The following is a 23,811-nucleotide window of genomic DNA, read 5'->3' on the forward strand; positions in this document are numbered from 1 at the left end:
CGGCGCGACCGCCGCGACTCTACTTGCCGCCCTGTTCCGCGTTGTAGCGTTCCAGCACCTCGTCGATCGAGGCGTCGAGCACGAGAGCGCCCTTGTCGAGGTAGAGCCCGCGCGTGCAGAACCGGCGCAGGTCGCGCTCGTTGTGCGACACGAAGAAGAGCGTGCGGCCGCTCGCGAGCATCTCCTCGATGCGCCGGTAGCACTTCTCGCGGAACGCCTTGTCGCCGACCGCGAGCACCTCGTCGACGAGCAGGATCGGTTCCTCGAGCTGCGAGATCACGGCGAAGGCGATGCGCACCTTCATGCCGCTCGAGAGGTGCTTGTACGGCGTGTCGAGGAAGTCGCCGATGTCGGCGAACCCGATGATCTCGTCGAACTTCGCGTCGATCTGCGCTCGGGTCATGCCGTGCAGGCCGGCGGTGAGGTACACGTTGTCGCGCACCGTGAGGTCGTCGACGAAGCCGCCCGTGATCTCGATGAGCGGGGCGACCCCGCCCATCACCTCGACAGAGCCCTCGTCGGGGATCATCACGCCCGCGACGAGCTTCAGCAGGGTCGACTTGCCTTGGCCGTTCCGCCCGACAACGCCGATCGCCTCGCCTTCGTGCACCTCGATCGACACGTTCCGCAGCGCCCAGAACTCGTCGGGGCGCGTTCGGCGTCGGCGTCCGGCGAAGAGGTCCTTGAACAGGCGACGGCCGCGGCGATTGCGCCGGAACCGCACGCCGAGGTTCTCGACGCGGATGGCGCGAGCCGCCGTCGACGCGTGCGAGATGGCTGGGGCATCCGTCATCAGATCTCCTTCAGCACCTGGCGCACGCTGCCGCGGAAGACGAGCAGCCCGATGGCGAGCAGCGCGATCGACATGGCGGCCGACACGACGACGTTGAACCAGTCGAGCTCGTCGGGGAAGAATCCGGCACGGTAGAGCCCGAAGATGCCCGAGAGCGGATTGAACGCGGCCCAGACATGCAGCTCCTCTGGCAGGTTCGACACCCCGTAGACGATGGGCGACGCATAGAACAGGAACCGCAGGATGAGCTTCACCGCACGTTCGAGGTCGCGGAAGAAGACCACGAGCGGCGCCACGATGAGCGAGACGCCGACCGTGAGCACGACCTGCAGCAGCATGGCGAGCGGGAAGAGCACGAGCTGCCAGCCGACCGTCGCACCGAGCACGATGGCGAAGAGCGCGAGCACCGGCAGCGCGAGCACGAACTCGATGCCCTTCGAGAGCACGATGCGGTTCACCCAGATGGTGCGGGGGATCTTCGTCGAGCGCACGAGCTTGGCGTCCTTGAGGAACGCACGTGTCGAGTCCGAGACGGCCCCGTTGAACCACATCCACGGCAGCAGCGCCGAGATCAGGAACACGATGTACGGATCGGTGCCGAACGGCCGCTGGAACACCTGCGTGAACACGAACCAGTAGATGCCCGCCATCAGGAGCGGGTCGAGCACCGACCACAGGTACCCGAGCGCTGACGTCGAGTAACGCACCCTGAGGTCGCGGGTCGTGAGAAGCCAGAGGGAGTGTCGATACCGGATCCATGGCGTCCGCTGCAGCGGATGCGTGTCGCCGGCGCCCCCGACCGATAGCGCGCTCATCACGATCTCATCGTAGATGCCCCGCGGCGGTAGGTTTGGAGGAGGCGGTCAGCGCGCGCCGCGACCCGGTCGGAAGGAGCGTCGTGCACCGCACCAGTACCAGGGTCCTGCTCAGCTGCGCCGCGATCGGCGTCGTCGGAGGCGTGGTCGCCGGCGCATCGGGATACCTCGCCGCCGCGTTCGCCGTGTTCGGGCCGATGCTCTACGGCCTGACGGTCGGCACGCACTTCCTGCCGAGCGTCATCGCCCTCGCGCTCCTGAAGCGACCCGGTGCGGCCGTGCTCGCGGGTCTCATCGCGGGACTGGTCGGCGCCGCGTTCGCACCGTGGTGGCTGTGGCGCTACGTGGGCGCCGGACTGCTCGTCGGGCTGCTCATCGAGGTCCCCTTCCTCGTGACGCGGTACCGGCGCTGGGATCCATGGCTCTTCTACGTGGCCGCCGGCTTCTCCGGACTCGTGATCGCGGTCGCCGTCTTCATCGGCCTCGGCGCCGAGCACTACGCCTGGTGGGCGTGGGCGATCGCCCTGCCGCTGTGGGTGCTGAGCCCCGTGCTGTTCACGTGGATCGGGCGCGTCATCGCGGCGCGGCTCGCCAAGGCGGGAGTGGCCCAGGCGGCCTGAGCGTCACGACCGCCGGCCCGGTCAGCGCCCGACATGCGAAGAGCGGATGCCGCGAGGCATCCGCTCTTCGCTGCTGTGGTGCGGGATCACACGAAGTGGTTCGCACGCTCGAGGTCCTCGGCGAAGTCGATCTCGACCGCGTAGAGGTCGGAGACGTCCATCGGCTCGACGAGCATGCCGTGCTTCTCGATGGCGAGCTCGATGCCGCGCTCGAAGTAGTCCTGGTCGCCGACGCGCGAGAGGTGCGCGAGGAGCATCCCCTTGTCGCGGCTGGAGACGTAGTTGATGCCGACGGCCTCGCCGAGCCCGCCCTTGACGGTCTTGGAGAGCTCGTTGATGTACCCCTCGGCGGTCGTCGTGTACTTCACCTCTTCGTCGGACACCTTCGCGGTGTTGACCGTGACGAACGACTGGTCGCGCGCGATGAACGGCATCGCGCGGTCGAGGATGCTCGGGTCGAACACCACGTCGCCGTTCATCCAGAGCACCCCGCCCGGCTGCGATGCCGCGAGCGCGCGCATGAGGCTCTTCGACGTGTTCGTCTGGTCGTACTCCTCGTTGTAGACGAACGATGCCTGCGGGAACGCCTCGATGATGTGCTCGAGCTTGTAGCCCACGACGATCGTCACGCTGGCGTTGCCGCCGAAGGCGTGCTCGATGTTGTCGAACTGCTGCCGCATGATGGTGCGGCCGTCGGCGAGCTCGGTGAGGGGCTTGGGGAGCGATCGCCCGAGCCGGCTCCCCATGCCGGCCGCGAGAATCACGATCTGGGTGGTCACTGCATCTCCTTCGGAGGTGGCGGATGCCGCGACACGCACGTCGCCGTTTGTTCGTCGTCTGTTCATCCGGAAGTTAACATGTGGACACGCCGTTATGTCCATTCACAGGATACCGGGGACCCTTCCGCGGCACATGGGGGTTGGCGTGGTCGTAGTGGGATCGTGATACGAAGTTCAGGAAAACTGCAGAATACCCCCATCCGGGGGGCGGTGGGGCGCGTCGGTAGGGTGCTCATTGGTAGGTTGTCTTGGTGACTTCCGTTTCGCCCTCAGAATACGACGACGAAGCTCCCGAAGGCACCGGCACGGGGGTGTCCGCCGATCGGGGGACTTCCGACGCGCGTCCAGCGCGCGAGACGGAGCAGCACGACTCGGCGCCGACGGGTTCGGAGCGTGCGAATGCCTCCACATCGTCTGCGGCATCGGGCGGCGCGAAGTCGACGAAGCCCGCGAAGACGCCGCGCTCGACGGCGGCGAAGGCGGCGGCGGCGGAGGGGACCGCGGCGAAGGCGGCCGCGAAGAAGTCCGGCGCGACGGGTGCGGCCGGTGCGTCCCCCGAATCGAAGGGCGTGAAGCCTGCTGCGTCGGGCGACGAGACCGAGGAGCCGACTCCCTCCAAGCGAACTGCGGCATCGCGGGCGGCGTCGTCGAAGGCTGCCGCCTCGCGCGGTGAGGCCGCCAGGACGGCACGCACGGCGCGACCGACGACGGCGACCTCGCCGACGGCGAGGAAGCGCGCAACCGCGGCCACGTCGGCGAAGCGCCTGCAGGTGGCTGCAGCCTTCACGACCGAGACGACCGCCGCCGAGCGGGGAAACCGCAAGTCGGGCGAGACGGATGCCACGACGATCGCGTCGCCCGCGGTGTCGACGCCGCCCGTCTCGGGGCTCGACGAGACCGCGGTCGGCGCGACGGCGATCGACACGGCCGAGATCGACGAGACCCCGCGTGAACGCCCCGTCGACGTCGCCGCAGTGGCGATCGCGGCCGCGGCCGCGGCCGACGCGCCCCCGGCGTTCGCCGAGCTCGATCCGCCGGTTGCGGTCGAGGCGCCGGTCGACACGGTGACGGATGTCCCCGCCGGGGCGCCCGCGCCGGTCGAGGCCGAAGCCGTCGCGCCGGTCGCTGCCGCGCTGCCGGTGACCGAGGATGCCGCCGAGACCGCGGCGCCCGCGGCATCCGACGCCGACCAGGCCGTGGCCGTCATCCCGGCGCCGCGCGTCCCGAAGCCGCGCAAGAAGCGCACCCTTCGCGTCGCCCGCCCGGCGCCTGCGCCGAACACGCCGCGCGTGCTCACGATCCAAGGGCTCGTGAAGCGATTCGGCGACACGACCGCCGTCGACGGCATCACGCTCGACGTGCGAGCCGGATCGTTCTTCGGCATCGTCGGGCCGAACGGCGCCGGCAAGACCACGACGCTCTCGATGGTCACCGGGCTCCTGCGCCCCGACGCCGGTGCGGTGCACATCAACGGCGTCGACGCGTGGAAGGACCCGCGTGCGGCCAAGCGCATGACGGGCGTGCTTCCCGACCGCCTGCGGCTGTTCGACCGGCTCACGGGTGCACAGCTCCTCTACTACTCGGGCTCGCTGCGTGGGCTCGACGACCGCACCGTGCGCGAGCGGAGCGTCGAGCTCATTGCGGCCTTCGGCCTCGAGGACGCGGTCGACCGGCTCGTGGCCGACTACTCCGCGGGCATGACCAAGAAGATCGCGCTCGCGTGCGCGATGATCCACGCCCCGCGCCTGCTGGTGCTCGACGAGCCGTTCGAGTCGGTCGACCCCGTCTCGGCAGCGAACCTCACCGACATCCTCGAGCGCTACGTCGGCGGGGGCGGCACCGTGCTCCTCTCGAGCCACAGCATGGATCTCATCGAACGGGTCTGCGACTCCGCGGCCATCATCATCGGCGGCCGCGTGCTCGCCCAGGGCACGCTCGACGAGGTACGCCTCGGGCACCCCCTCGAGGACCGCTTCGTCGAGCTCGCCGGCGGACGCAAGGCAGCGGAAGGCATGGAATGGTTGCACAGTTTCTCCGACTGAAACTGCGCCTGCTCGCGAACATCTTCCGCCGCAGCCCCTGGCAGGTCGTCGGCATCGTCGTCGGGCTCGTGTACGGGGTCGGTGCCGCCACGCTGCTGTTCGTCTCGCTCGTGGGATTGCGGTTCATCGACGACGTCGAGGTGATCCGCGACGTGTTCATCGTGGCGGGCGGCGCGACCCTCATCGGGTTCGTCGTGTTCCCGCTCGCCTTCGGCGTCGACGACACCATGGATCCGCGCCGGTTCGCGTTGTTCGGCGTGCCGAACCGCACGCTCGCGATCGGCCTCGCCGTGTCGGCGACGATCGGCATCCCGGCCTTCGCGCTCGCGGTCGTGCTCACCGGCACCGTCGTGACCTGGTCGCGCGGCGTCGGCGAGACCGTCATGGCGATCCTCGGCGCCGGGCTCGCCTTCGCCACCTGCCTGCTCCTCGCCCGCCTCGCGACGTCGATCGCCTCGGTGCTGCTCGCGACCCGGCGCGCCCGCGAAGTGAGTGGCGTGCTCGGCATCCTGCTCGTCGTGCTGCTGTCGCCCGTGATCGTCGTGCTCATCTCCATCGACTGGGCGAGCTCCGGCCTCGACGTGCTCGAGTCCATCGCCGGCCCTCTCGGCTGGACGCCGCTCGGCGCCGCGTTCGCCGCACCCGGCGACGCTGCGGCCGGCGACTGGGGCGCCGCCGTGCTGAAGCTCCTGATCGCCATCGCGACCCTCGGCGTGCTGTGGTTCGCGTGGGAGGCCGTCGTCGCGCAGGTGCTCGTCTCGCCCGGCCGCGAGGCATCCGCGAAGAGCTACCGGGGCCTCGGTTGGTTCGATCGGCTGCCGCATACCGCGACCGGTGCCATCGCCGCCCGCAGCATCACCTACTGGTTCCGCGATGCGCGGTACTGGGTGTCGGTGCTCATGATCCCCGTGGTGCCGGTGCTCGTGATCGTGCCGCTCGGCCTCGCGGGCATCCCGCTCGCGTACACGGCGCTGATCCCCGTGCCGCTCATGTGCCTGCTCCTGGGCTGGTCGCTGCACAACGACACGGCCTTCGATAGCACGGCCATCTGGCTGCACACCGCCTCGGGCGTGCGCGGCACCGCCGATCGCACGGGCCGGCTCGTGCCGGTGCTCATCACCGGCGCGGTGGTGATCGGTCTCGGCAGCGCCGTCACGGTGTTCGTGCTCGGCGACGGGCGGCTCCTGCCGTCCATCGTCGGCGTGAGCACGGCGCTGCTGTTCGCGGGGCTCGGCGTCGGCTCGATCGCCTCGGCGCGGTTCCCGTACCCCGCCGTCAAGCCCGGCGACAGCCCGTTCCAGCAGCCGCAGTCGTCGGGAGCGATCACGGCCCTCGTGCAGTCGATCACCATGTTCGGCTCGCTCCTCGTCGCCCTGCCCGCGATCGCGTTCGCGGCACTGGGGCTCTTCGTCGACCCGTCGTGGCACACCGCGTCGTTCGCCGCGGGCGTGGGACTCGGCCTGCTCGTGCTCGTCGTCGGGATCTGGCTCGGCGGCCGCGTGTTCGAGCGCCGCGGTCCCGAGATCCTCGCGGCCGCGATGCGCGCGTAGTCCCGGCGACGATCGTGCGACCCGACGGCCGCGGTCGTGGCATCCGCGCGTAGAATCGAGCGCATGATCGAACCCGTACGCGCGAGCATCGCCGAGCCCGACGCGCCAGGCGGAGGCACCTCCGTGCTCGACCGCGAACTCGAGAAGCTGCTCGAAGAGGAGCACATCGAACCCGGCGATCACGAGCGGTTCTCGCACTACGTGAAGAAGGAGCAGATCCTCGAGTCGGCCGTCACCGGCAAGGCCGTGAAGGCGCTCTGCGGCAAGAAGTGGACGCCGGGGCGAGACCCCGAGAAGTTCCCCGTGTGCCCCACGTGCAAGGAGATCTACGAGCGCATGAAGTCGGAGTAGGTCTCGGGTCTCGATACGCTCGGTGCGCTCGCTGCTCGACCACCGGAGGCCGCGCTCGTTCCTCGACCAGCGACGGCGCTCAGCGATAGCTGGTCGGGATGACCGGTTCGCCGCGTCCCAGTCGGAACGCCTCGATGGGCAGCTCCTGCATGACCTCGGCGCGATGCGCTCGCGCCGCCGAGGTGCCCGCGGGGCCGAGGAAGGCGGGGTCGGCGACACCGCCCTCCATGAGTTGCACCATGAGCGGGCGCAGCCGGTCGCCCGGCTCGAACTCCGCCTCGCCCTCGGGGCCGTCGCCGATGAAGATGAGCTCCTCGCGCGCGGTGCGCGTGGAGTCCAGCCGTCGTGCCGCGTTCTTGCGGCCGCCGACGCTGAGCTTCTGGGTCGACGACTTCGCGACCGCCACCCACTCGCCGGCGTCGTTGCGGCGGGCGACCAGCTTGTACACCATGCCCGCCGCGGGAAACCCCGACCCGGTCACGACCGCCGTGCCCACGCCGTAGGCGTCGACAGGCGCGCCCGAGAGGCCCGCGATCGTGAACTCGTCGAGGTCGCTCGTGACGGTGATCCGCGTGTCGACCGCACCGAGGCCGTCGAGCTGCTCGCGCACCGCGGCGACCACGGTGGGCAGGTCGCCCGAGTCGATGCGCACGGCCCCGAGTCCGGTTCCGGCCGCCTGCACGGCCCGTTCGACGCCCTGCGCGATGTCGTAGGTGTCGACGAGCAGGGTGGTCTTCGGGCCGAACGCCGCGACCTGCGCCCGGAAGGCGTCCTCCTCGGTGTCGTGGAGGAGCGTGAACGCGTGCGCGGCCGTGCCCATGGTCGGGATGCCCCAGGTGCGGCCCGCCTCGAGGTTCGACGTGGCGTCGAAGCCCGCGATGTACGCGGCGCGCGCGGCGGCGATGGCGGCGTGCTCGCTCGTGCGGCGCGAACCCATCTCGGCGATCGGCCGGCCGAGTGCGACCGAGACCATGCGCGCGGCGGCGCTCGCGACCGAGGAGTCGTAGTTCAGCGTCGACAGCACGAGGGTCTCGAGCATCACGGCCTCTGCGAACGTCGCCTCGATGGTGATGAGCGGCGAGCCCGGGAAGTACGCCTCGCCCTCGCGATAGCCCCAGATGTCGCCCCTGAACCGGTAGTCGGCGAGCCAGTCGAGCGTCTCGGGTCGCACCACCTCGTGTTCGCGAAGCCACTCGAGCTCGGCGTCCTCGAAGCGGAATCGGTCGATGAGCTCGAGGAGCCGGCCGGCGCCCGCGACGATGCCGTACCGGCGGCCGTCGGGGAGACGCCGGGCGAACGCCTCGAAGAGGCTCTCGCGATGGCCGGCGCCGTCGCGGAGCGCGGCATCCACCATCGTCAGCTCGTAGCGGTCGGTGAAGAGCGCAGCAGACCCGGTCACACGGTCAGCCTAGTGGCGCCCGGTGCGGGGGCCCGGGGCGTCCGTGCTCACCTAAGCTTGGATGTCGTGACGGATGCACCGATCGGGATCTTCGACTCCGGCGTCGGCGGTCTCACGGTGGCCCGTGCCGTGAAGGACCAGCTGCCGCAGGAGTCGATCCTGTACATCGGCGATCTCGAGCACTCGCCGTACGGGCCGAAGCCCATCGCCGATGTGCGCCGGTACGCACTCGCCGTGCTCGACGACCTCGTCGCGCAGGGCGTGAAGATGCTCGTGATCGCCTGCAACACCGCTTCGTCGGCCATGCTCCGCGACGCCCGTGAGCGCTACGACGTGCCCGTCGTCGAGGTGATCCAGCCCGCCGTGCGCCGGGCCGTCGCGACGACGCGCAACGGCCGCGTCGGCGTCATCGGCACGGTCGGCACCGTCCAGTCGCGCGCCTACGACGACGCGTTCGCCGCGGCCCCGCACCTCGAGCTGTCCTCCGCGGCGTGCCCGCGCTTCGTCGAGTTCGTCGAGGCCGGGGTCACCAGCGGCGACGAACTGCTCTCGGTCGCCGAGGAGTACCTCGCCCCGCTCCGCGGGGCGGGCGTCGACACGCTCGTGCTTGGCTGCACGCACTACCCGTTCCTCAAGGGTGCGATCTCGTACGTCATGGGCGAGCAGGTCTCGCTCGTCTCGAGCGACGTCGAGACCGCCAACGACGTCTACCGCGTATTGGTGTCGAACGGCATGGAGCGGCGCGCCGCGACCCCGCCCACGTACCGCTACGAGGCGACGGGCGACTCGACCAGCGCCTTCCTCGACCTCGCGCACCGGCTCATCGCGCCCGAGATCCCGAGCGTGGAGCTCGTCGAGACCGGCGCGCTCACGCTTCCCCACCACGACCGCCTTCGAGAGCTTCGACAGGAGAACGCATGACCGAGGCATCCGACCCCCTGGCAGCGCACGCCGACCTCATCCGCGCCGACGGCCGCACAGCCGACCAATTGCGGGAGGTCACGATCGAGCGCGGCTGGAGCGCGCACGCCGAGGGCAGCGCCCTCATCTCGTTCGGCGACACCAGGGTGCTCTGCACGGCGTCGTTCACGAACGGCGTGCCGCGGTGGATGTCGGGCAAGGGCAAGGGCTGGATCACCGCCGAGTACGCGATGCTCCCGCGTGCGACGAACACTCGCAACGACCGCGAATCGGTGAAGGGCCGCATCGGCGGCCGCACGCACGAGATCAGCCGCCTCATCGGCCGCAGCCTCCGCGCGGTCGTCGACACCAAGGGCCTCGGCGAGAACACCGTCCAGATCGACTGCGACGTGCTGCAGGCCGACGGCGGCACCCGTACGGCCGCGATCACGGGCGCGTACGTCGCGCTCGCCGACGCCATCGAGTGGGCGCGCGAGCAGAAGTTCATCGGCCAGCGCGCGAAGCCGCTCATCGACACCGTCTCGGCCGTCTCGGTGGGCATCATCGACGGCACGCCGATGCTCGACCTCGCCTACGTCGAAGACGTGCGCGCAGAGACCGACATGAACGTCGTCGCCACCGGCCGCGGACTCTTCGTCGAGGTGCAGGGCACCGCCGAGGGGGCACCGTTCGACCGCCGCGAGCTCGACTCGCTGCTCGATCTCGCCCTTGTCGGCACGACCGAGCTCACCATCATGCAACAGGCCGCGCTCGCCGCAGCCGGCGAGTGACGCCGATGGCGCTCGAGGTGGTGCTGGCGACCCACAACCAGCACAAGGTGGGGGAGTTCCAGAAGATCCTGGGCGAGCGGATGCCCGGACTCACCGTGCTCGGCTACGACGGCCCCGAGCCGGTCGAAGACGGCACGAGCTTCGACGAGAACGCGTTCATCAAGGCGCGCGCCGCGGCGGCGCACACCGGGCGCATCGCGCTCGCCGACGACTCCGGCATCGTGGTCGACGTGATGGGCGCATCTCCCGGCATCTTCTCGGCGCGGTGGGCGGGGCCCGAGGCGGGGGCGCAGGCGAACCTCGAGCTGCTGCTGGCGCAGCTCGGCGACATCCGCGATCCGCACCGCACCTCGCGCTTCCACTGCACGATCGCGCTCGTGGTGCCCGCGGCCGACGGAACGCTGCACGAGTTCGCGGCCGAGGGCGACTGGCCGGGCCGCATCGCCGCCACGCAGGCGGGCGTGCACGGCTTCGGCTACGACCCGATCTTCGTGCCCGAGGGCTTCGAGGTGTCGGCCGCCGAGCTCGCACCCGAGGTGAAGAACGCGCACAGCCATCGTGCCCGCGCATTCGCGGCGCTCGTGCCCGAACTCACGCGCATCGCCGCGGCGCAGGGCGGCTCCTAAGCCGGCGGGGCGCCGTCGCTGCTGCTGCTGGCGCCGCCGCCGATCAGGGCGTAGAGGTCGCCGACCGGTCCGAGGTGCGTGAGCTTCCCGGGGTTGAGCTGGTTCGCGATCACCTGCACGGTGCCGGTGTCGAACTGCACCATCAGAATGCTGAGGAGTGCCCCGTCGGGCGCTCGCACCCAGAGGGCGGGAGTGCCGTTGACCGGTCGCCGCTCATGGCGCACGCCCATGAGGGCACCGCGCCGGACGAGTCCGGCGAGGAATCGCGCGACCGCGACCGAACCGCGGAGCGGCTCGCGGATGGCGGGCGCGCGCCCGCCGCCGTCGCCGTAGAACACGACGTCGTCGGCCAGGACGCCGACGAGACGGTCGACGTCGCCTGCCTCGAGCGCGGCGAAGAACGCGTCGGTGAGCTCGGCATCGCGCTCCTCGTCGGCATCGAATCGCGGGCGGCCGTCGGCGATGCGAGCCTTCGCCCGGTGCAGGATCTGCCGGCACGCCGGCTCGTCGCGCCCGACGATCTCGGCGATCGCCGGATAGTCGTAGGCGAACACCTCGCGGAGCAGGAACACCGCCCGCTCCACCGGACCGAGCCGCTCGAGCACCGCGAGGAACGCGAACGAGAGCGTCTCGTCGCGCTCGACCCGGTGCGCGGGGTCGGCGTCGTCGTCGGGAAGCGGCTCGGGCATCCACGGACCGACGTAGACCTCGCGCCGCCGGCGCGCCGACCGCAGGGCGTCGATCGCAAGCCGGGTGGCCACGGTCGAGGCGAACGCCTCGGGGTTCTCGATGTTGAGGCCTGCGACGCGGCGCTCCTCGATGCGCAGGTACGCATCTTGCACGACGTCTTCGGCCTCGACGACGCTGCCGAGCATGCGGTAGGCGATCGAGAACATCAGCGGTCGGAGCTCTTCGGGCACGACGGCGGTTCCGGGCATGATTCGAGCATCGCACAACCCCGAATTCGCTCGCCTGTCACAGATGAACGGGGTCGCCCGTCGTAGGGGGTGACAGAAGAGGAGACATCGATCATGCGGGTATTCATCGCCGGCGCCACGGGCGCCGTCGGAACGAGGCTCGTGCCGCTGCTCGTGGCCTCAGGGCACGAGGTGGTCGGCACGTCACGGAGCGAGGCGCGCCTCGGCGAGCTCGAGCGGGTGGGCGCGACCGGCGTCGTCATGGACGGCCTCGACGCGGCATCCGTGCGTCGTGCGGTGCTCGACGCCCACCCCGACGCGATCATCCACCAGCTCACCGGGCTCAAGGGGCAGGTCGGCGACACGAAGCACTTCGATCAGGGCTTCGCCGCGACGAACGCCCTGCGCACCCGCGGCACCGACCACCTGCTCGCGGCCGCCGCCGAGGCGGGTGTCGGGCGCTTCATCGCGCAGAGCTACACGGGCTGGCCGAACGAGCGCACGGGCGGGCCGGTGAAGACGGAGGAGGACCCGCTCGACTCGAACCCGACGAGGGCGTCGCGCGAGACGCTCGCCGGAATCCGGTACGTCGAGCAGCGGACGACGGATGCCGGGGGGCTGGCGCTCCGCTATGGCAACCTGTACGGCCCGGGCAACGACATCGGGCGGGGCGGGGCGATCGTCGTGATGGTCAGGGCTCGGAAGCTCCCGGTCGTCGGCGGCGGCACGGGCGTGTGGTCGTTCTGCAACATCGAGGACGCGGCATCCGCCACCGCGATCGCCGTGACGCGTGGCGCGCCGGGCCTCTACAACATCGTCGACGACGAACCGGCGCCGGTGTCGGAATGGCTTCCCGAGCTCGCACGCGCGATCGGGGCGAAGCCGCCCCTGCGGATTCCCGCGTGGATGGCCAGACCACTCATCGGCGAACACGGCGTCTCGATGATGACGCAGATCCGGGGCTCGTCGAACGCGAAGGCGAATCGGGAACTCGGGTGGAAGCCAGCGTGGCCGACCTGGCGAGAGGGCTTCCGCACCGGACTCGGCTGAGAACGCGTCTCATTCCCATCACGGCGGTGTCGGGGCATCCGCGCCTACGCTGGAAGGGACATGGCACACTCGCACGACCACGGGCACGCCCACGGGGCGGCCGCGAACCGTACCCGGCTCGTGGTGGCGATCGCGATCATCGCGGCGTTCCTCGTAGTGCAGGTCGTGGGCGGCCTCCTCAGCGGTTCACTCGCACTGCTCGCCGACGCCGGCCACATGGCGAGCGACCTCATCGGCCTCGTCGTCGCGCTGATCGCCGCGATGGTGGCCGCGCGTCCGGCGACCGACCGGCAGACCTACGGCTACCGCCGGGCGGAGGTGCTCGGCGCCCTGGTGAACGGCGTGGTGCTCGTGGTCGTCGCGGGCTCGGTGGCGATCTCGGCGATCGACCGGCTCGTCACGGGCGGCGAGGGCGAGGCGCACGAGGTGCAGGGCGGGCCGATGCTCGTCGTGGCCGTGCTCGGGCTCGCCGCGAACGTCGCCGCGATGCTGGTGCTGCGCGGCGGCGCCGCGGAGTCCATCAACATGCGCGGCGCCTACCTCGAGGTGCTCGGCGACCTCATCGGCTCGGTGCTCGTCATCGTGGCGGGCGGGGTGATCCTCGTGACGGGATTCGATGCCGCCGACCCGATCGCGTCGCTCCTCATCGCCGCGCTCATCGTGCCGCGTGCGCTCGCGCTCCTGCGCGAGGTCGTGCGGGTGCTCTTCGAGTCCGCCCCGCCCGACACCGACGTGGCGGAGATCCGCGATCACCTGCTCGGCACGCCCGGCGTCGTCGCCGTGCACGACGTGCACGTCTGGCAGATCACGTCGGGCTCGCCCGTGTTCAGCGCCCACGTCGAGGTGGAGCCCGAGGTCTTCGCCTCGGGTCGAGCGGGAGAACTCCTCGACGAGCTGGGCGGATGCCTCTCCGACCACTTCGACGTGGCGCACTCGACGTTCCAGCTCGAGCCGGCCGGCCGAGCCGGGCACGAGCTGCCGCACCACCATCCGTGATGCGGCTGCTCGGGGATTCACCGGGCGGGCGCGGCCTGCGTCGGATTCGCTGAGCACCCCTCACGGGTGTACTTCGAACAGTACGTGCCGCGGATGGGCTCGGACGTGGGGCCGACGGGCTGGTTCGTCTGACCCTCAGCGATCGCAGCGGTCTCGGCGGTCTCAGCGGTCGTGCGGCGGGCGTTCGTCGCCCGCCCGGCCGGCGCCGTGGTCGCCGCGGTGGTCGCCGTCGAAGTGCGGCGGGCGGTCGAACACGTCTGGGTCGAGCACGAGCTCCTCGGCCTCCTCCTCGTCGGTGACCACGTCCGCACCGGAGGCCGCGAGCTTCATGGCCTTGCTGCGCTCACGCAAGTAGTGCCAGAGCGTGACGGCGGCCGTGCCGCCCACCGCGAGGAGCAGGATGACGTCGATGTACTCGCGAACGAGGTACGCGACGGGCGGGATGAAACCGATGAGGTACCCGAACATCGTGAGCCCGAAGCCCCAGAGCAGGGCGCCGGTGAGGTTGTAGAGGGTGTAGCGCACGCGCCGCATGTGGCCGACGCCCGCCGCGACCGGCGCGAAGGTGCGCACGACGGGCACGAACCGCGCGAGGATGATGGTGAGACCGCCGAACCGTTCGAAGAACGCGTTCGTGCGCTCGACGTTCTTGACGCTGAAGAGCCCGCTCTCCTTGCGTTCGAACACCTTCGGGCCGCCGCGATGTCCGATCTCGTAGCCGACCTCGCCGCCGAGGAACGCCGCGACGCCGATGAGGAGCGACACCCACCAGATGCTCATCCCGAACACGCCGTTGGGGGCGGCGGGCGTCGAGTGCGACAGAAGGCCCGAGATGACGAGGAGCGTGTCACCGGGGAGCAGGAACCCGACGAGCAGGCCCGTCTCGGCGAACACGATGAAGCAGACCACCAGGAGCGCCCATGGGCCGGCCGAGGCGATGATCACCTCTGGGTCGAGCCACGGAATGAGGGCGGTATGGATCACAGGGATCTCCTGTCGTCGTCGTCGGGCACGGCGGATGCCGGTCAGCGGGCGGCATGGTGTCGTTGCAGTCTACCCAGCGGATGACCCGCCCGACTGGGTGCGAGCACCGAATCATTCCCGGGCGGATGACGCGGGCAGACCTCTGCGCAGCGCTCACGCGACGTGGCGGGGGGTCGGCTGTCGGCGGTCGCCGATAACGTCGCCCGCATGCGGTATGGGTTCATCTTCACCGGCACCGAGCCGAACCTCGCGGTCGAGCTCGCGCGGCTCGCCGAGGCATCCGGGTGGGACGCCTTCTTCGTGTGGGAGGGCATCTGGGCGACCGACCCGTGGTCGACCCTCGCGGCGGCGGCGATGGTCACTGATCGCATCCGGCTCGGCACCATGCTCACGCCGGTGCCGCGCCGCCGCCCGTGGGAGCTCGCGGGGCAGACCATGACCGTCGACCGGCTCTCGAACGGCCGCATCATCCTCTCGGCGGGACTCGGCGTGCCCGCCGAGGTGGAGGAGCGTTTCTGGATCTTCGAGGACGACCCCGGTCGACGCGTCCGAGCCGAATTGCTCGACGAGGGGCTCGATGTCATCCAGCACCTCTGGCAGGCTCAGCCGTTCGAGTACGAGGGCGAGCACTACCGCGTCACGCGCACCGACACGATGCTCCCACCGGCGATCGTGCAGGAGCCGCGCATCCCGATCTGGGTCGTCGGTCTCTGGCCGCGCATGAAGTCGATGCGCCGCGTCGTGCACTACGACGGGTGGCTCCCGAACTACGCGCCGCCCGGCGCCTCGCCGGATGGTTCCCGCGATCAGGCCCGGCTCTACACGCCCGAGATCGCCGCCGAGGCGATCGCCTGGATCCGTGCCGAGCGCGAGCAGGCGGGTCTCGCCGCTCGCCCGTTCGACATCATCCAGGAGGGCACCACGAGCGGCACCGACGCCGAGGCGGATGCCGCGGTCGTGCGCCCCTGGGCCGACGCGGGCGTGACGTGGTGGCTCGAGTCCGACTGGCAGGTGCCGGCGGACCGCGTCGCCGAGCACGCGCGGGCACGGATCACGGCCGGGCCGCCGCGTCCGTAGCGCTGTCGGGTTCACGACTTCGGCGGCAAGGGGGCTTGTGCGAGCAGCGTCCGTCCACCGAGGCGATCGTCGCCATCGTGGGCGAACTGGAGCACGAGAAGGAGGCGACGCGGGTCAGCTGACCTCGCGCGCCCCTCGGCATCGTCGACGAGGGGCGACGGCGTCTCAACTCTCCTCGGCGGCACCGCCGCCAGCGTCGGACGGGTGGCCGCGGGACGTCCGGTACCTGTCCAGGTCGAGGGCCATGAGTCTCGTGTCGTTCGCATTCACGACCTCGACGAAGCCCAATCGCGTGGCGAGCATCCTCGACGCCTCGTTCTGCGACCGCATCTTCGCGATCACCTGCTGCGCGTGCATCCGGTCGAATGCGAGGCCCAGCATGGCCTCGGCGGACTCCCGCGCGTAGCCGTGCCCCTGCTGATCGGTGGCGATGATCCAGCCGATCTCGAACTGCCGTTCGGGCAACTCGACCTTGCGCAAGTGCATCGAGATGTCGCCGACGAGCTTCCCGTCGCGCACCACCGCGAGCGCGAGGAAATCGTCCTTGCGCAGGAGGCTGGTGTGGTGCGTCCGGTCGAGGAGGTGCTTGAACGAACTGAGACGCGACCGTGGCGGCCACGCCAGGTAGCGCAGCACCTCGGGATCCGACTGCAGCGCGTACCAGGCACGGGCCTCGCGGATCCGATGGGGTCGCAGCACCAGGCGCTCGGTGACGATGGTGGGCGACCGCACGCCATCGGGCACGGCCGGTCCGCGCATCCAGCTCGGCCGGCGCACGGGGCTGTACGTGGACAGCCGAGCGATGGCGGCCCGGGCACGATCTCGTGGGCGCGACCCAAGCGGCGCCCTGGCGGGGGTCATGCTCGGCTCGGTCATCGCGGCTCGCTCTCGAGGCGATCCTACCCAAGGGCTCGCCTGGCGCCATTACGCGTGGTGCCGTCATCGCCCCGGGGCGACGCGGGATTCGGGTCAGGCGGCCGACCAGCCGCCGTCGCTCGCGAGCACGACGCCGTTCACGTTCACGCCTTCGTCGCTGAGCAGGAAGGTGATGGATGCCGCGAGCGCCTCGGCCTCCGCGGCATCGATCGCCTCGGCCGCCCGGTGGAGCAACATCGTAGCGGCTCGATCACCCTGCGGTCGGCCCTCTCGCGGACGGCCACCTTCGCATCCGCATGCGCCTGCAGGTTGAGCCACCATGCCGGTTCGGGCTCGGCCCAGCCGTTCATGGCCACCGTGATGAGGTCCGGGCCGCCCTCGACGTAGCCGAGGATCACACTCCGTTCGCGGCCCGTTCGCCGCCTTGTCGTGGTCAGATGGAGCGTGCCCCAACCCGTGCGTTTCGGGCGCCAGAGCCCTATTCGTCCACCGGTGAGGCGATACAGGCTCCGGTGCAGACGCCAGAAGAGACGCACGAACCAGCGTGGAGGGAGATCTGCGCGACGCCCGCCCGTGCTCTTCACGGTCGGAGTCTGTTCGTGAATTCGAGAACTGGGGGCTTGATGAAGAGGGATGTCTCGGCGAAGCTCGCATCATGAACGAGTCCGAGGAGGAGAGGGCGGTCGAAGAGGTCGCCGATCGTCTCGCCGAGCGGTTCCCCGGTGTTCCGCGCAACCATGTCGAGGAGGTCGTCAACGACGTCCATCTCGCACTCGACGGCCATCGCATCCGTGACTTCGTTCCCGTGCTCGTCGAGCACGATGCGCGGAAGCGACTTCGCGACGAGGGGATCAGACCGACGCACATCGGCGACCCGCCGGATGCGCCGCCCGCACCGCCGATGCTCCGCGCCGGCAAAGGCTGACCCGCTGGGATGACGCGCTCCGGCGCATCCAGTGCGGAAGGTGGGACTTGAACCCACACGCCCGAAGGCACAGGAACCTAAATCCTGCGTGTCTGCCGATTTCACCACTCCCGCGAGTGCCCCATCAGTCTAGGCGTTCGTCCACCGCAAACACGGGTCGACCGACTGGCGGCGGGCGGCGGCATCCGCCGGTCGGGACCTTCGACCTCCCGGCGAGCGCGGCGGCGTGTCACGATGCCGCGGGGAGACGGGGGACCTCATGGCTGACGAATATCCGGAGATCGCCGATCACGGCCTGATCGGCGACCTGCAATGTGCCGCACTCGTGGCCACGAACGGCACGATCGACTGGTTCTGCTTCCCGCGCTTCGATTCGCCGAGCGTGTTCGCCTCGCTGCTCGACCAGGAGCGCGGTGGCTACTGTAGCGCCCGCCCCGCCGCCGGCGACTACGTCACCCGCCAGCTGTACCTGCCGGACACCGCGATCCTCATCACGCGATTCATGACCGAGGTGGGCGTCGGCGAGGTGATCGACTTCATGCCCGTCGCCGACGGGCCCGCGACCGACCATCACCGGCTCGTGCGGCTCATCCGGGTGGTGCGCGGTTCGATGGACTTCGTGGTGGAGATCCAGCCCCGCTTCGACTACGGCCGGTCGTCGCACGAGATCGAGTTGCGCGACGATGGCGCCGTGTTCTCGTCCGACGACGCGACGCTCACCGTGCGCCGGGTCGGCGAACCCATCCTCCGCGGCACCGAGCGCGCGGGCCACGTCGAACTCGTCGACGATGGCCTGCGGGTGACGGCCACCCTCAACGTCGGCGAGATCACGGGCATCGTGTTCGAGTCGGGCGAAGGCGAGCCCGGCCCGCTCTCCCGTGACGACGTCGTCGACATGTTCCTCGCGACCCGGCAGTACTGGCGGGACTGGAACAATCGCTCGACCTACCGCGGACGGTGGCGCGAGATGGTGGCCCGGTCGGCGATGACGCTGAAGCTCATGACCTATGCACCGACGGGCGCGCTCGTGGCGGCGCCGACCGCCGCGCTCCCCGAGCAGGTGGGTGGCGAGCGGAACTGGGACTACCGGTACACCTGGGTGCGCGACGCGTCGTTCTCCGTGTACGCACTGCTCGGCCTCGGCTACACCGACGAGGCCGAGGCGTTCGTGGACTGGCTGATGGACCGCATCCGGGAGAGCGTCGGCACCGGATCGGGGCCGCTCAAGATCATGTACCGGGTCGACGGCTCGTCGGACCTCGTGGAGGAGACCCTCGACGACTTGGAGGGATATCGCGGCTCGAGCCCGGTGCACGTCGGCAACGGCGCCGCCGACCAGCTCCAGCTCGACATCTACGGCGAGGCGATGGACGCGATCCACCTCGCGGACACGCACGGGCTCGAACTGCCCCACCAGGGGTGGGCGCAGATCCGCGACCTGCTCAACTGGGTCTGCGAGAACTGGGACCAGCCCGAAGAGGGCATCTGGGAGACCAGGGGCGGGCGCCAGGACTTCACCTACGGCCGGTTCATGTGCTGGGTCGCGCTCGACCGCGGCGTCCGGCTCGCTCGCCGGCACGGCCGTCCGGCGCCGCTCGCCACGTGGATCGAGCAGCGCGACCGCATCTACGAGCAGGTCATGGAACGGGGACTGCACCCCGACCGTGGGGCGTTCGTGCAGCACTACGACACCGACGTGCTCGACGCGTCGCTGCTGCTCATGCCACTCATGGGATTCGTCGCGCCGCGCGATCCGATGTGGCTCGCGACGCTCGACGAGATGGACAAGGAGCTCGTCTCGGACAGCCTCGTATACCGCTACGACCCGGCCGCCTCGCCGGACGGACTCCGCGGTTCGGAGGGGACGTTCACGCTCTGCTCGTTCTTCTACGTCGACGCGCTCGCGCGCGGAGGCCGGCTCGACGACGCGCAGCTCGTGTTCGAGAAGATGCTCACGTACGCGAACCACCTCGGGCTGTACGCCGAGGAGATCGGGCTCACGGGCGAACAGCTCGGCAACTTCCCGCAGGCGTTCAGCCATCTCGCCCTCATCAACGCCGCCGTGAACCTCGACTACCAGCTCGACCACGGCTCGGGCGACGTCGAGGCGGTCCTCCAGAAGGGACGGCGCGGGGCATGACCGACGAGCCGACCGCCCGGAGGCGGGACCAGGAGGAGACCATGGCGCGGGAAGCGGAGACGGAAGCGGCGGGCGGCGTGCGCGGCGATGTCCTCGTGATCTTCGGGATCACGGGCGACTTGGCGAGGGTCATGACGTTCCATTCCCTGTACCGGCTCGAGCAGCGCGGCCTCCTCGAGTGCCGCATCGTGGGCGTGGCGTTCGAAGACTGGACGCTGGACCGGCTGTTCGATCGAGCACGCGACTCGATCGCCGGCACGGGCGAGGCGATCGATCCCGAGGTGTTCGAGCGCCTCTGCCATCGGCTGAGCTACGTGCACGGCGACTTCGCCGACGCCGGCACCTACGAGCGGGTCGCCACGGCGATCGGCGGCTCGAGCGCACCGGTGTACTATCTCGAGACGCCGCCGAGCCTGTTCGCGACCGTCGTGAAGGGGCTCGCAGAGGCCGGACTCTCCGCGCGCGGCCGGTTCGTGATCGAGAAGCCGTTCGGGCACGACCTGGCGTCGGCCCGCGAACTCGCCGCCGAGTTGCACCGATACGTCGACGAGTCGCAGCTGTACCGCATCGATCACTACCTCGGGAAGATGGGCCTCGAGGAGATCCTCTACCTCCGGTTCGCGAACACGATGCTCGAGCCCGTGTGGAACCGCAACTACGTCGATTGCGTGCAGATCACGATGGCCGAGGACTTCGGCATCGCGGGGCGCGGCAACTTCTACGAACCGGTCGGCGCACTGCGCGACGTCGTCGTGAACCACCTGATGCAGCTGCTCGCGGCCATCGCGATGGAGGCACCATCGCACGGCGACGTCGAGACGATCAAGGACATGCAGACCTCGCTGTTCAGGTCCATGGTCGAGGCCGACCCCGCGCGGTACGTGCGGGGCCAGTTCGACGGGTATCGCGAGGTCGACGGGGTCGCAGCCGACTCGACCACCGAGACGTTCTGCGCGCTGGAGCTCGAGATCGAGAACTGGCGCTGGTCGGGCGTGCCCTTCTTCATCCGCACCGGCAAGCGCCTGCCGGTGACCCAGACCGAGGTGAGGCTGGTCTTCAAGCACTCGCCGAAACTCGGGTTCGAGTTGCGTCGCGCCGACACCGAACCCGACCAGCTCGTGATCCGGCTCGACCCGTCGACGGGCGTGCGCATCGTGCTGAATGCGCAGCGAGCGGATGCCGCCACGCCGAGTTCCGTCGAGCTCGACATGGAGTTCACGGCGAAGGGCGGCGAGGGCCCGACCCCGTACGAGGTGCTCCTGCTTGCCGCGATCGAAGGCCGCAGCGCGCGCTTCGGGCGACAGGACACGGTCGAGGAGGCGTGGCGCGTCATGCAGCCGCTGATCGACGCCCCGACGCCCTTGCGCGCATACGCGCCCGGGACGTGGGGCCCCTACGACGCGAATGCGCTCGTGGCCGACCACGGCGGCTGGCGCGACCCGTGGATCTGACGGCGCGAGCGCACGACGGAGCCTGATCGACCAGACACGTGAGGGAGCAAGGAATGGACCGATGAAGGTCATCATCGTAGGTGGAGTCGCTGGGGGCGCATCATGTGCCGCGCGACTGCGGCGACTCGACGAGGACGCCGAGATCGTCATGGTCGAGAAGGGTCCGTACGTCTCGTTCGCGAACTGCGGCTTGCCGTACCACGTCGGCGACGTGATCGAGCGCGAGTCGGATCTCCTGGTGGCGAGCGAGCGCCTGTTCCGTGAGCATTTCCGCGTGGACTGCCGCACCGGGTGCGAGGCGGTCCGAGTCGACCCGGTGGCGAAGACCGTCGACCTCCGTGACGTCGGGACCGGCGACGTGACGACCGAATCGTACGACAAGCTCGTGCTGGCTCCAGGGGCGCGCTCAATCCGGCCACCGATCCCCGGGATCGACCTGCGCGGGATCTTCCAGGTGCGCACCGTGCCCGACGCGCGAGAGATCCGGGAGTGGATCGAGCGCGGCACGAGCTTCCTCGCGGGCATGGAGAAGTACTCCGGCTTCCAGACCGTGCGGCCGAAGATGCACGCCGTCGTGGTCGGTGGCGGGTTCATCGGCCTCGAGATGGCCGAGAACCTCGTGGCCCGGGGGTTCGACGTGACCGTGCTCGAGCTCGCCGACCAGGTGCTCACGCCGCTCGACCTCGAGTACGGCAACCTGGTCCGTAACTTCCTCGAACTCCACGGCGTGCACGTGGTCGTCGGCGACGGGGTGGCCCGGTTCGAACGGAACGACGAGGGCGAGGCGCTCACCGTCACGACGCAGTCGGGCAGGACGTTCCCGGCCGACCTCGCGATCCTCTCGCTGGGTGTGCGGCCCGAGACCGAGCTCGCACAGCAGGCCGGCCTCGAGATCGGCGAGCGCGGCGGCATCCGGGTCGACGAGCACATGCGCACGAGCGACCCCGACATCTTCGCCGTCGGCGACGCCGTGGAGGTGCGCGACTTCGTGACGGGGGAGTGGAGCCTCATCGCGCTCGCGGGGCCCGCGAACCGGCAGGCCCGCATCGCGGCCGACGTGATCGCGGGGCGCGACTCGGCGTTCCGCGGCACACAGGGCACCTCGATCGTCGGGTTGTTCGGCGACGCGATCGCGTGGACGGGAGCGAGCGAGAAGACGCTGCAGCGCCTCGGCGACACCGACTACGAGAAGATCTACCTCTACCCGAACTCGCACGCCGGCTATTATCCGGGCGCTCGGCCGATCGCGATGAAGCTCATCTTCCGCAAGTCCGACGGGCGCGTGCTGGGAGCGCAGGCCGCCGGCGAGGACGGTGTCGACAAGCGCATCAGCCACATCGCCCTGGCGATCCAGCTCGGCGCGACGGTCTTCGACCTCGAGCAGGCCGAGCTCTGCTACTCGCCCCCGTACGGCAGCGCGAAGGACCCGATCAACTTCGCTGGCATGGTGGCCGCCGACGTGCTGCGCGGCGACCTTCCGCTCAGCCACTGGGAGTCGATCGACGGCGGATTCGTGCTCGACGTGCGGGAGATGCCCGAGCTCGCGGTCGAGAGCGTGCCGGGTGCCGTGAACATTCCGCTCGGGCAGTTGCGCGACCGGCTCCACGAGGTTCCACGCGATCGGGCCGTGCACGTGGTGTGCCGGTCGGGCCAGCGTGCCTACACGGCCGCGCGACTCCTGCGACAGCGTGGCATCGACGCGCACGTGGTCTCGGGCGGCATGCTGTCGCGCGCGATCGTGTCGATGAAGTGATGCGGTGAAGCGGATGCCGCGGGCCGTCGCCGTCACGACCGAGCAGACGCTGCTCGGCGAGGGCGCCCGCTGGGACGGGCGACGCGGCGAGCTGCTGCGGGTGGACATCCTCGCCGGACGCGTCTTCCGCGACCGCGTCGGCGACGACGGCGCGCTCATCCCGGTGCGCGCCTTCGACGTTCCCGGCACGGTGGGCGCGGTCGCGCCGATCGACGGCGACGACGGCTGGATCCTCGCCGCCGGCCGCGGCTTCCTGCACCTGCGACCCGACGGCTCGATTCGCACGATCCTCGCCGACGTGGCCGAGGCGGGCACCCGCATGAACGATGCCGCCTGCGACCCGCAGGGACGGTTCTGGGCGGGCACGCTGGCCGACGATCACCATGAGGGCGGCGGCGCGCTGTACCGGCTCGACCGCGACGGCCGGGTCGACGTGGTGTTGCGCGACCTGACGATCTCGAACGGGCTGGGCTGGAGTCCCGACGGGAGCACGATGTACCTCGTCGACAGCGGGCCCCGGGTGGTGCACGCCTTCGCGTTCGATGGCGCCGACGGCACGATCTCCGACGGTCGCGTGCTCGTCTCGGTGCCCGAAGAGGTCGGATCGCCCGACGGCATGACCGTCGACGCATCCGGCGACCTCTGGGTGGCGATCTACGGCGGAGGGCGTGTGCACCGCTACACGCCCGACGGCGCCCTTCGGCAGGTGCTCACCGTGCCGGCCGCGCAGTCCACCTGTTGCGCGTTCGCCGGACCGGGCCTGCACCGCCTCTACGTGACGACGGCGACCGAGAACTGGACCGACGATCAGCGCCGGGCCGAGCCCGCCGCGGGGCTCGTGTACCGGATCGAGACGGATGCCACGGGCCGCCCCGCCGAGCCGTTCCGCCCCGATCCAGACTGGTGGGGAACGTGAGTTCATCACGAGCTGAGACCGGCCGCCGGGTGCCTCCATCGCCACCCGGATGACGCGATG

Annotated in this window: 23 protein-coding genes, 1 tRNA gene and 2 pseudogenes; 15 read left to right on the plus strand and 11 right to left on the minus strand. The window is 70.2% G+C overall.

The features are described from left to right. Positions 1-19: 19 nt before the first annotated feature. A complete protein-coding gene (locus IEX31_RS00980; protein WP_188741562.1) occupies positions 20-793 on the minus strand; it encodes an ABC transporter ATP-binding protein in 774 nt (257 codons plus the stop codon). Then, a complete protein-coding gene (locus IEX31_RS00985) occupies positions 793-1,608 on the minus strand; it encodes an ABC transporter permease (RefSeq protein WP_188741563.1) in 816 nt (271 codons plus the stop codon). Before IEX31_RS00985 ends, IEX31_RS00980 begins: the two co-directional genes overlap by 1 nt. Positions 1,609-1,691: 83 nt before the next feature. Here IEX31_RS00985 and IEX31_RS00990 point away from each other — a divergent pair, with 83 nt between their 5' ends. Further along, on the plus strand, positions 1,692-2,228 hold the full coding sequence (locus IEX31_RS00990; protein WP_188741564.1) for an ECF transporter S component: 537 nt from the start codon (positions 1,692-1,694) through the stop codon (positions 2,226-2,228). Positions 2,229-2,314: 86 nt separating this feature from the next. Here the strand turns inward: IEX31_RS00990 and IEX31_RS00995 are convergent, their stop codons facing one another. Together IEX31_RS00995 and IEX31_RS01000 are read right to left on the minus strand one after the other, a co-directional pair. Further along, on the minus strand, positions 2,315-3,007 hold the full coding sequence (locus IEX31_RS00995) for a phosphocholine cytidylyltransferase family protein (protein ID WP_188741565.1): 693 nt from the start codon (positions 3,005-3,007) through the stop codon (positions 2,315-2,317). Positions 3,008-3,239: 232 nt separating this feature from the next. Further along, positions 3,240-3,794 (minus strand): hypothetical protein, encoded by a 555-nt coding sequence (locus IEX31_RS01000; protein WP_188741566.1) that lies wholly within the window; start codon positions 3,792-3,794, stop codon positions 3,240-3,242. Between the two features lie 409 nt (positions 3,795-4,203). Here IEX31_RS01000 and IEX31_RS01005 point away from each other — a divergent pair, with 409 nt between their 5' ends. From IEX31_RS01005 to IEX31_RS01015, 3 genes are all read left to right on the plus strand, one after another. Beyond that, positions 4,204-5,049 (plus strand): ABC transporter ATP-binding protein, encoded by an 846-nt coding sequence (locus IEX31_RS01005; RefSeq protein WP_373285488.1) that lies wholly within the window; start codon positions 4,204-4,206, stop codon positions 5,047-5,049. Continuing rightward, on the plus strand, positions 5,025-6,599 hold the full coding sequence (locus IEX31_RS01010; RefSeq protein ID WP_188741567.1) for a hypothetical protein: 1,575 nt from the start codon (positions 5,025-5,027) through the stop codon (positions 6,597-6,599). Before IEX31_RS01005 ends, IEX31_RS01010 begins: the two co-directional genes overlap by 25 nt. A 63-nt stretch (positions 6,600-6,662) precedes the next feature. Continuing rightward, positions 6,663-6,950: a DUF3039 domain-containing protein gene (locus tag IEX31_RS01015; protein WP_188741568.1), complete on the plus strand. Its 288-nt coding sequence runs from the start codon at positions 6,663-6,665 to the stop codon at positions 6,948-6,950. Positions 6,951-7,029: 79 nt separating this feature from the next. On the opposite strand, the gene IEX31_RS01020 is transcribed toward IEX31_RS01015, so the two are convergent. Next, complete coding sequence (locus IEX31_RS01020; RefSeq protein ID WP_373285489.1) at positions 7,030-8,304, minus strand: nicotinate phosphoribosyltransferase; 1,275 nt, start codon at positions 8,302-8,304, stop codon at positions 7,030-7,032. A 111-nt stretch (positions 8,305-8,415) separates the two neighbouring features. Here IEX31_RS01020 and murI point away from each other — a divergent pair, with 111 nt between their 5' ends. Genes murI through IEX31_RS01035 form a run of 3 tightly spaced genes read left to right on the plus strand, consistent with a single transcriptional unit; the run spans position 8,416 to position 10,666 of the window. Continuing rightward, positions 8,416-9,270 carry a glutamate racemase gene (gene murI, locus IEX31_RS01025; protein WP_188741570.1) on the plus strand — a complete coding sequence of 285 codons (855 nt, stop codon included), beginning with the start codon at positions 8,416-8,418 and terminating at the stop codon, positions 9,268-9,270. Next, on the plus strand, positions 9,267-10,040 hold the full coding sequence (rph, locus tag IEX31_RS01030) for a ribonuclease PH (protein WP_308423461.1): 774 nt from the start codon (positions 9,267-9,269) through the stop codon (positions 10,038-10,040). Before murI ends, rph begins: the two co-directional genes overlap by 4 nt. A 5-nt stretch (positions 10,041-10,045) precedes the next feature. Continuing rightward, on the plus strand, positions 10,046-10,666 hold the full coding sequence (locus tag IEX31_RS01035; protein ID WP_188741571.1) for a non-canonical purine NTP pyrophosphatase: 621 nt from the start codon (positions 10,046-10,048) through the stop codon (positions 10,664-10,666). Here IEX31_RS01035 and sigJ read toward each other — a convergent pair. Continuing rightward, entirely contained in the window at positions 10,663-11,604 is a 942-nt protein-coding gene (gene sigJ, locus IEX31_RS01040) for an RNA polymerase sigma factor SigJ (protein WP_188741572.1), read from the minus strand. The genes IEX31_RS01035 and sigJ overlap by 4 nt on opposite strands. Before the next feature lie 93 nt (positions 11,605-11,697). Between sigJ and IEX31_RS01045 the strand changes: the two genes are divergently transcribed. After that, positions 11,698-12,633, plus strand: coding sequence for an NAD-dependent epimerase/dehydratase family protein (locus tag IEX31_RS01045; protein ID WP_188741573.1), 936 nt, complete (start codon positions 11,698-11,700; stop codon positions 12,631-12,633). Positions 12,634-12,693: 60 nt separating this feature from the next. Continuing rightward, the gene (locus IEX31_RS01050) at positions 12,694-13,629 is read left to right on the plus strand and encodes a cation diffusion facilitator family transporter (protein ID WP_188741574.1); all 936 of its coding nucleotides are present in this window, start codon (positions 12,694-12,696) and stop codon (positions 13,627-13,629) included. Positions 13,630-13,791: 162 nt separating this feature from the next. On the opposite strand, the gene IEX31_RS01055 is transcribed toward IEX31_RS01050, so the two are convergent. Further along, positions 13,792-14,610: a DedA family protein gene (locus IEX31_RS01055; protein WP_188741809.1), complete on the minus strand. Its 819-nt coding sequence runs from the start codon at positions 14,608-14,610 to the stop codon at positions 13,792-13,794. A 210-nt stretch (positions 14,611-14,820) separates the two neighbouring features. Between IEX31_RS01055 and IEX31_RS01060 the strand changes: the two genes are divergently transcribed. Continuing rightward, positions 14,821-15,690 carry an LLM class flavin-dependent oxidoreductase gene (locus tag IEX31_RS01060; RefSeq protein WP_188741575.1) on the plus strand — a complete coding sequence of 290 codons (870 nt, stop codon included), beginning with the start codon at positions 14,821-14,823 and terminating at the stop codon, positions 15,688-15,690. 165 nt (positions 15,691-15,855) lie between these two features. Here the strand turns inward: IEX31_RS01060 and IEX31_RS01065 are convergent, their stop codons facing one another. The 3 genes and pseudogenes from IEX31_RS01065 to IEX31_RS18600 form a co-directional block, all read right to left on the minus strand. Beyond that, positions 15,856-16,566, minus strand: coding sequence for a GNAT family N-acetyltransferase (locus IEX31_RS01065; RefSeq protein WP_188741576.1), 711 nt, complete (start codon positions 16,564-16,566; stop codon positions 15,856-15,858). A gap of 93 nt (positions 16,567-16,659) precedes the next feature. Continuing rightward, positions 16,660-16,767, minus strand: a pseudogene (locus IEX31_RS01070) (short-chain dehydrogenase); the annotation flags it as partial. A 71-nt stretch (positions 16,768-16,838) separates the two neighbouring features. Next, positions 16,839-17,150 (minus strand): annotated as a pseudogene (locus IEX31_RS18600) (nitroreductase/quinone reductase family protein); the annotation flags it as partial. A gap of 71 nt (positions 17,151-17,221) precedes the next feature. On the opposite strand from IEX31_RS18600, the gene IEX31_RS19490 reads away from it, so the two are divergent. Beyond that, entirely contained in the window at positions 17,222-17,491 is a 270-nt protein-coding gene (locus IEX31_RS19490) for a three-helix bundle dimerization domain-containing protein (RefSeq protein WP_373285484.1), read from the plus strand. A gap of 32 nt (positions 17,492-17,523) precedes the next feature. Here IEX31_RS19490 and IEX31_RS01085 read toward each other — a convergent pair. Further along, positions 17,524-17,605: transfer RNA gene (locus tag IEX31_RS01085), tRNA-Leu, on the minus strand. Between the two features lie 145 nt (positions 17,606-17,750). On the opposite strand from IEX31_RS01085, the gene IEX31_RS01090 reads away from it, so the two are divergent. The 4 genes from IEX31_RS01090 to IEX31_RS01105 all read left to right on the plus strand — a co-directional run bounded on the left by IEX31_RS01090 (position 17,751) and on the right by IEX31_RS01105 (position 23,751). Continuing rightward, entirely contained in the window at positions 17,751-19,631 is a 1,881-nt protein-coding gene (locus IEX31_RS01090; protein ID WP_188741579.1) for a glycoside hydrolase family 15 protein, read from the plus strand. After that, a complete protein-coding gene (zwf, locus tag IEX31_RS01095) occupies positions 19,628-21,082 on the plus strand; it encodes a glucose-6-phosphate dehydrogenase (RefSeq protein ID WP_229662015.1) in 1,455 nt (484 codons plus the stop codon). Before IEX31_RS01090 ends, zwf begins: the two co-directional genes overlap by 4 nt. 61 nt (positions 21,083-21,143) lie before the next feature. Next, on the plus strand, positions 21,144-22,835 hold the full coding sequence (locus IEX31_RS01100; protein WP_188741580.1) for an FAD-dependent oxidoreductase: 1,692 nt from the start codon (positions 21,144-21,146) through the stop codon (positions 22,833-22,835). 13 nt (positions 22,836-22,848) lie between these two features. Next, positions 22,849-23,751: an SMP-30/gluconolactonase/LRE family protein gene (locus tag IEX31_RS01105; RefSeq protein WP_229662049.1), complete on the plus strand. Its 903-nt coding sequence runs from the start codon at positions 22,849-22,851 to the stop codon at positions 23,749-23,751. Positions 23,752-23,811: the final 60 nt, after the last annotated feature.

The organism is Agromyces bauzanensis, assembly GCF_014645655.1.
Taxonomy (GTDB): domain Bacteria; phylum Actinomycetota; class Actinomycetes; order Actinomycetales; family Microbacteriaceae; genus Agromyces; species Agromyces bauzanensis.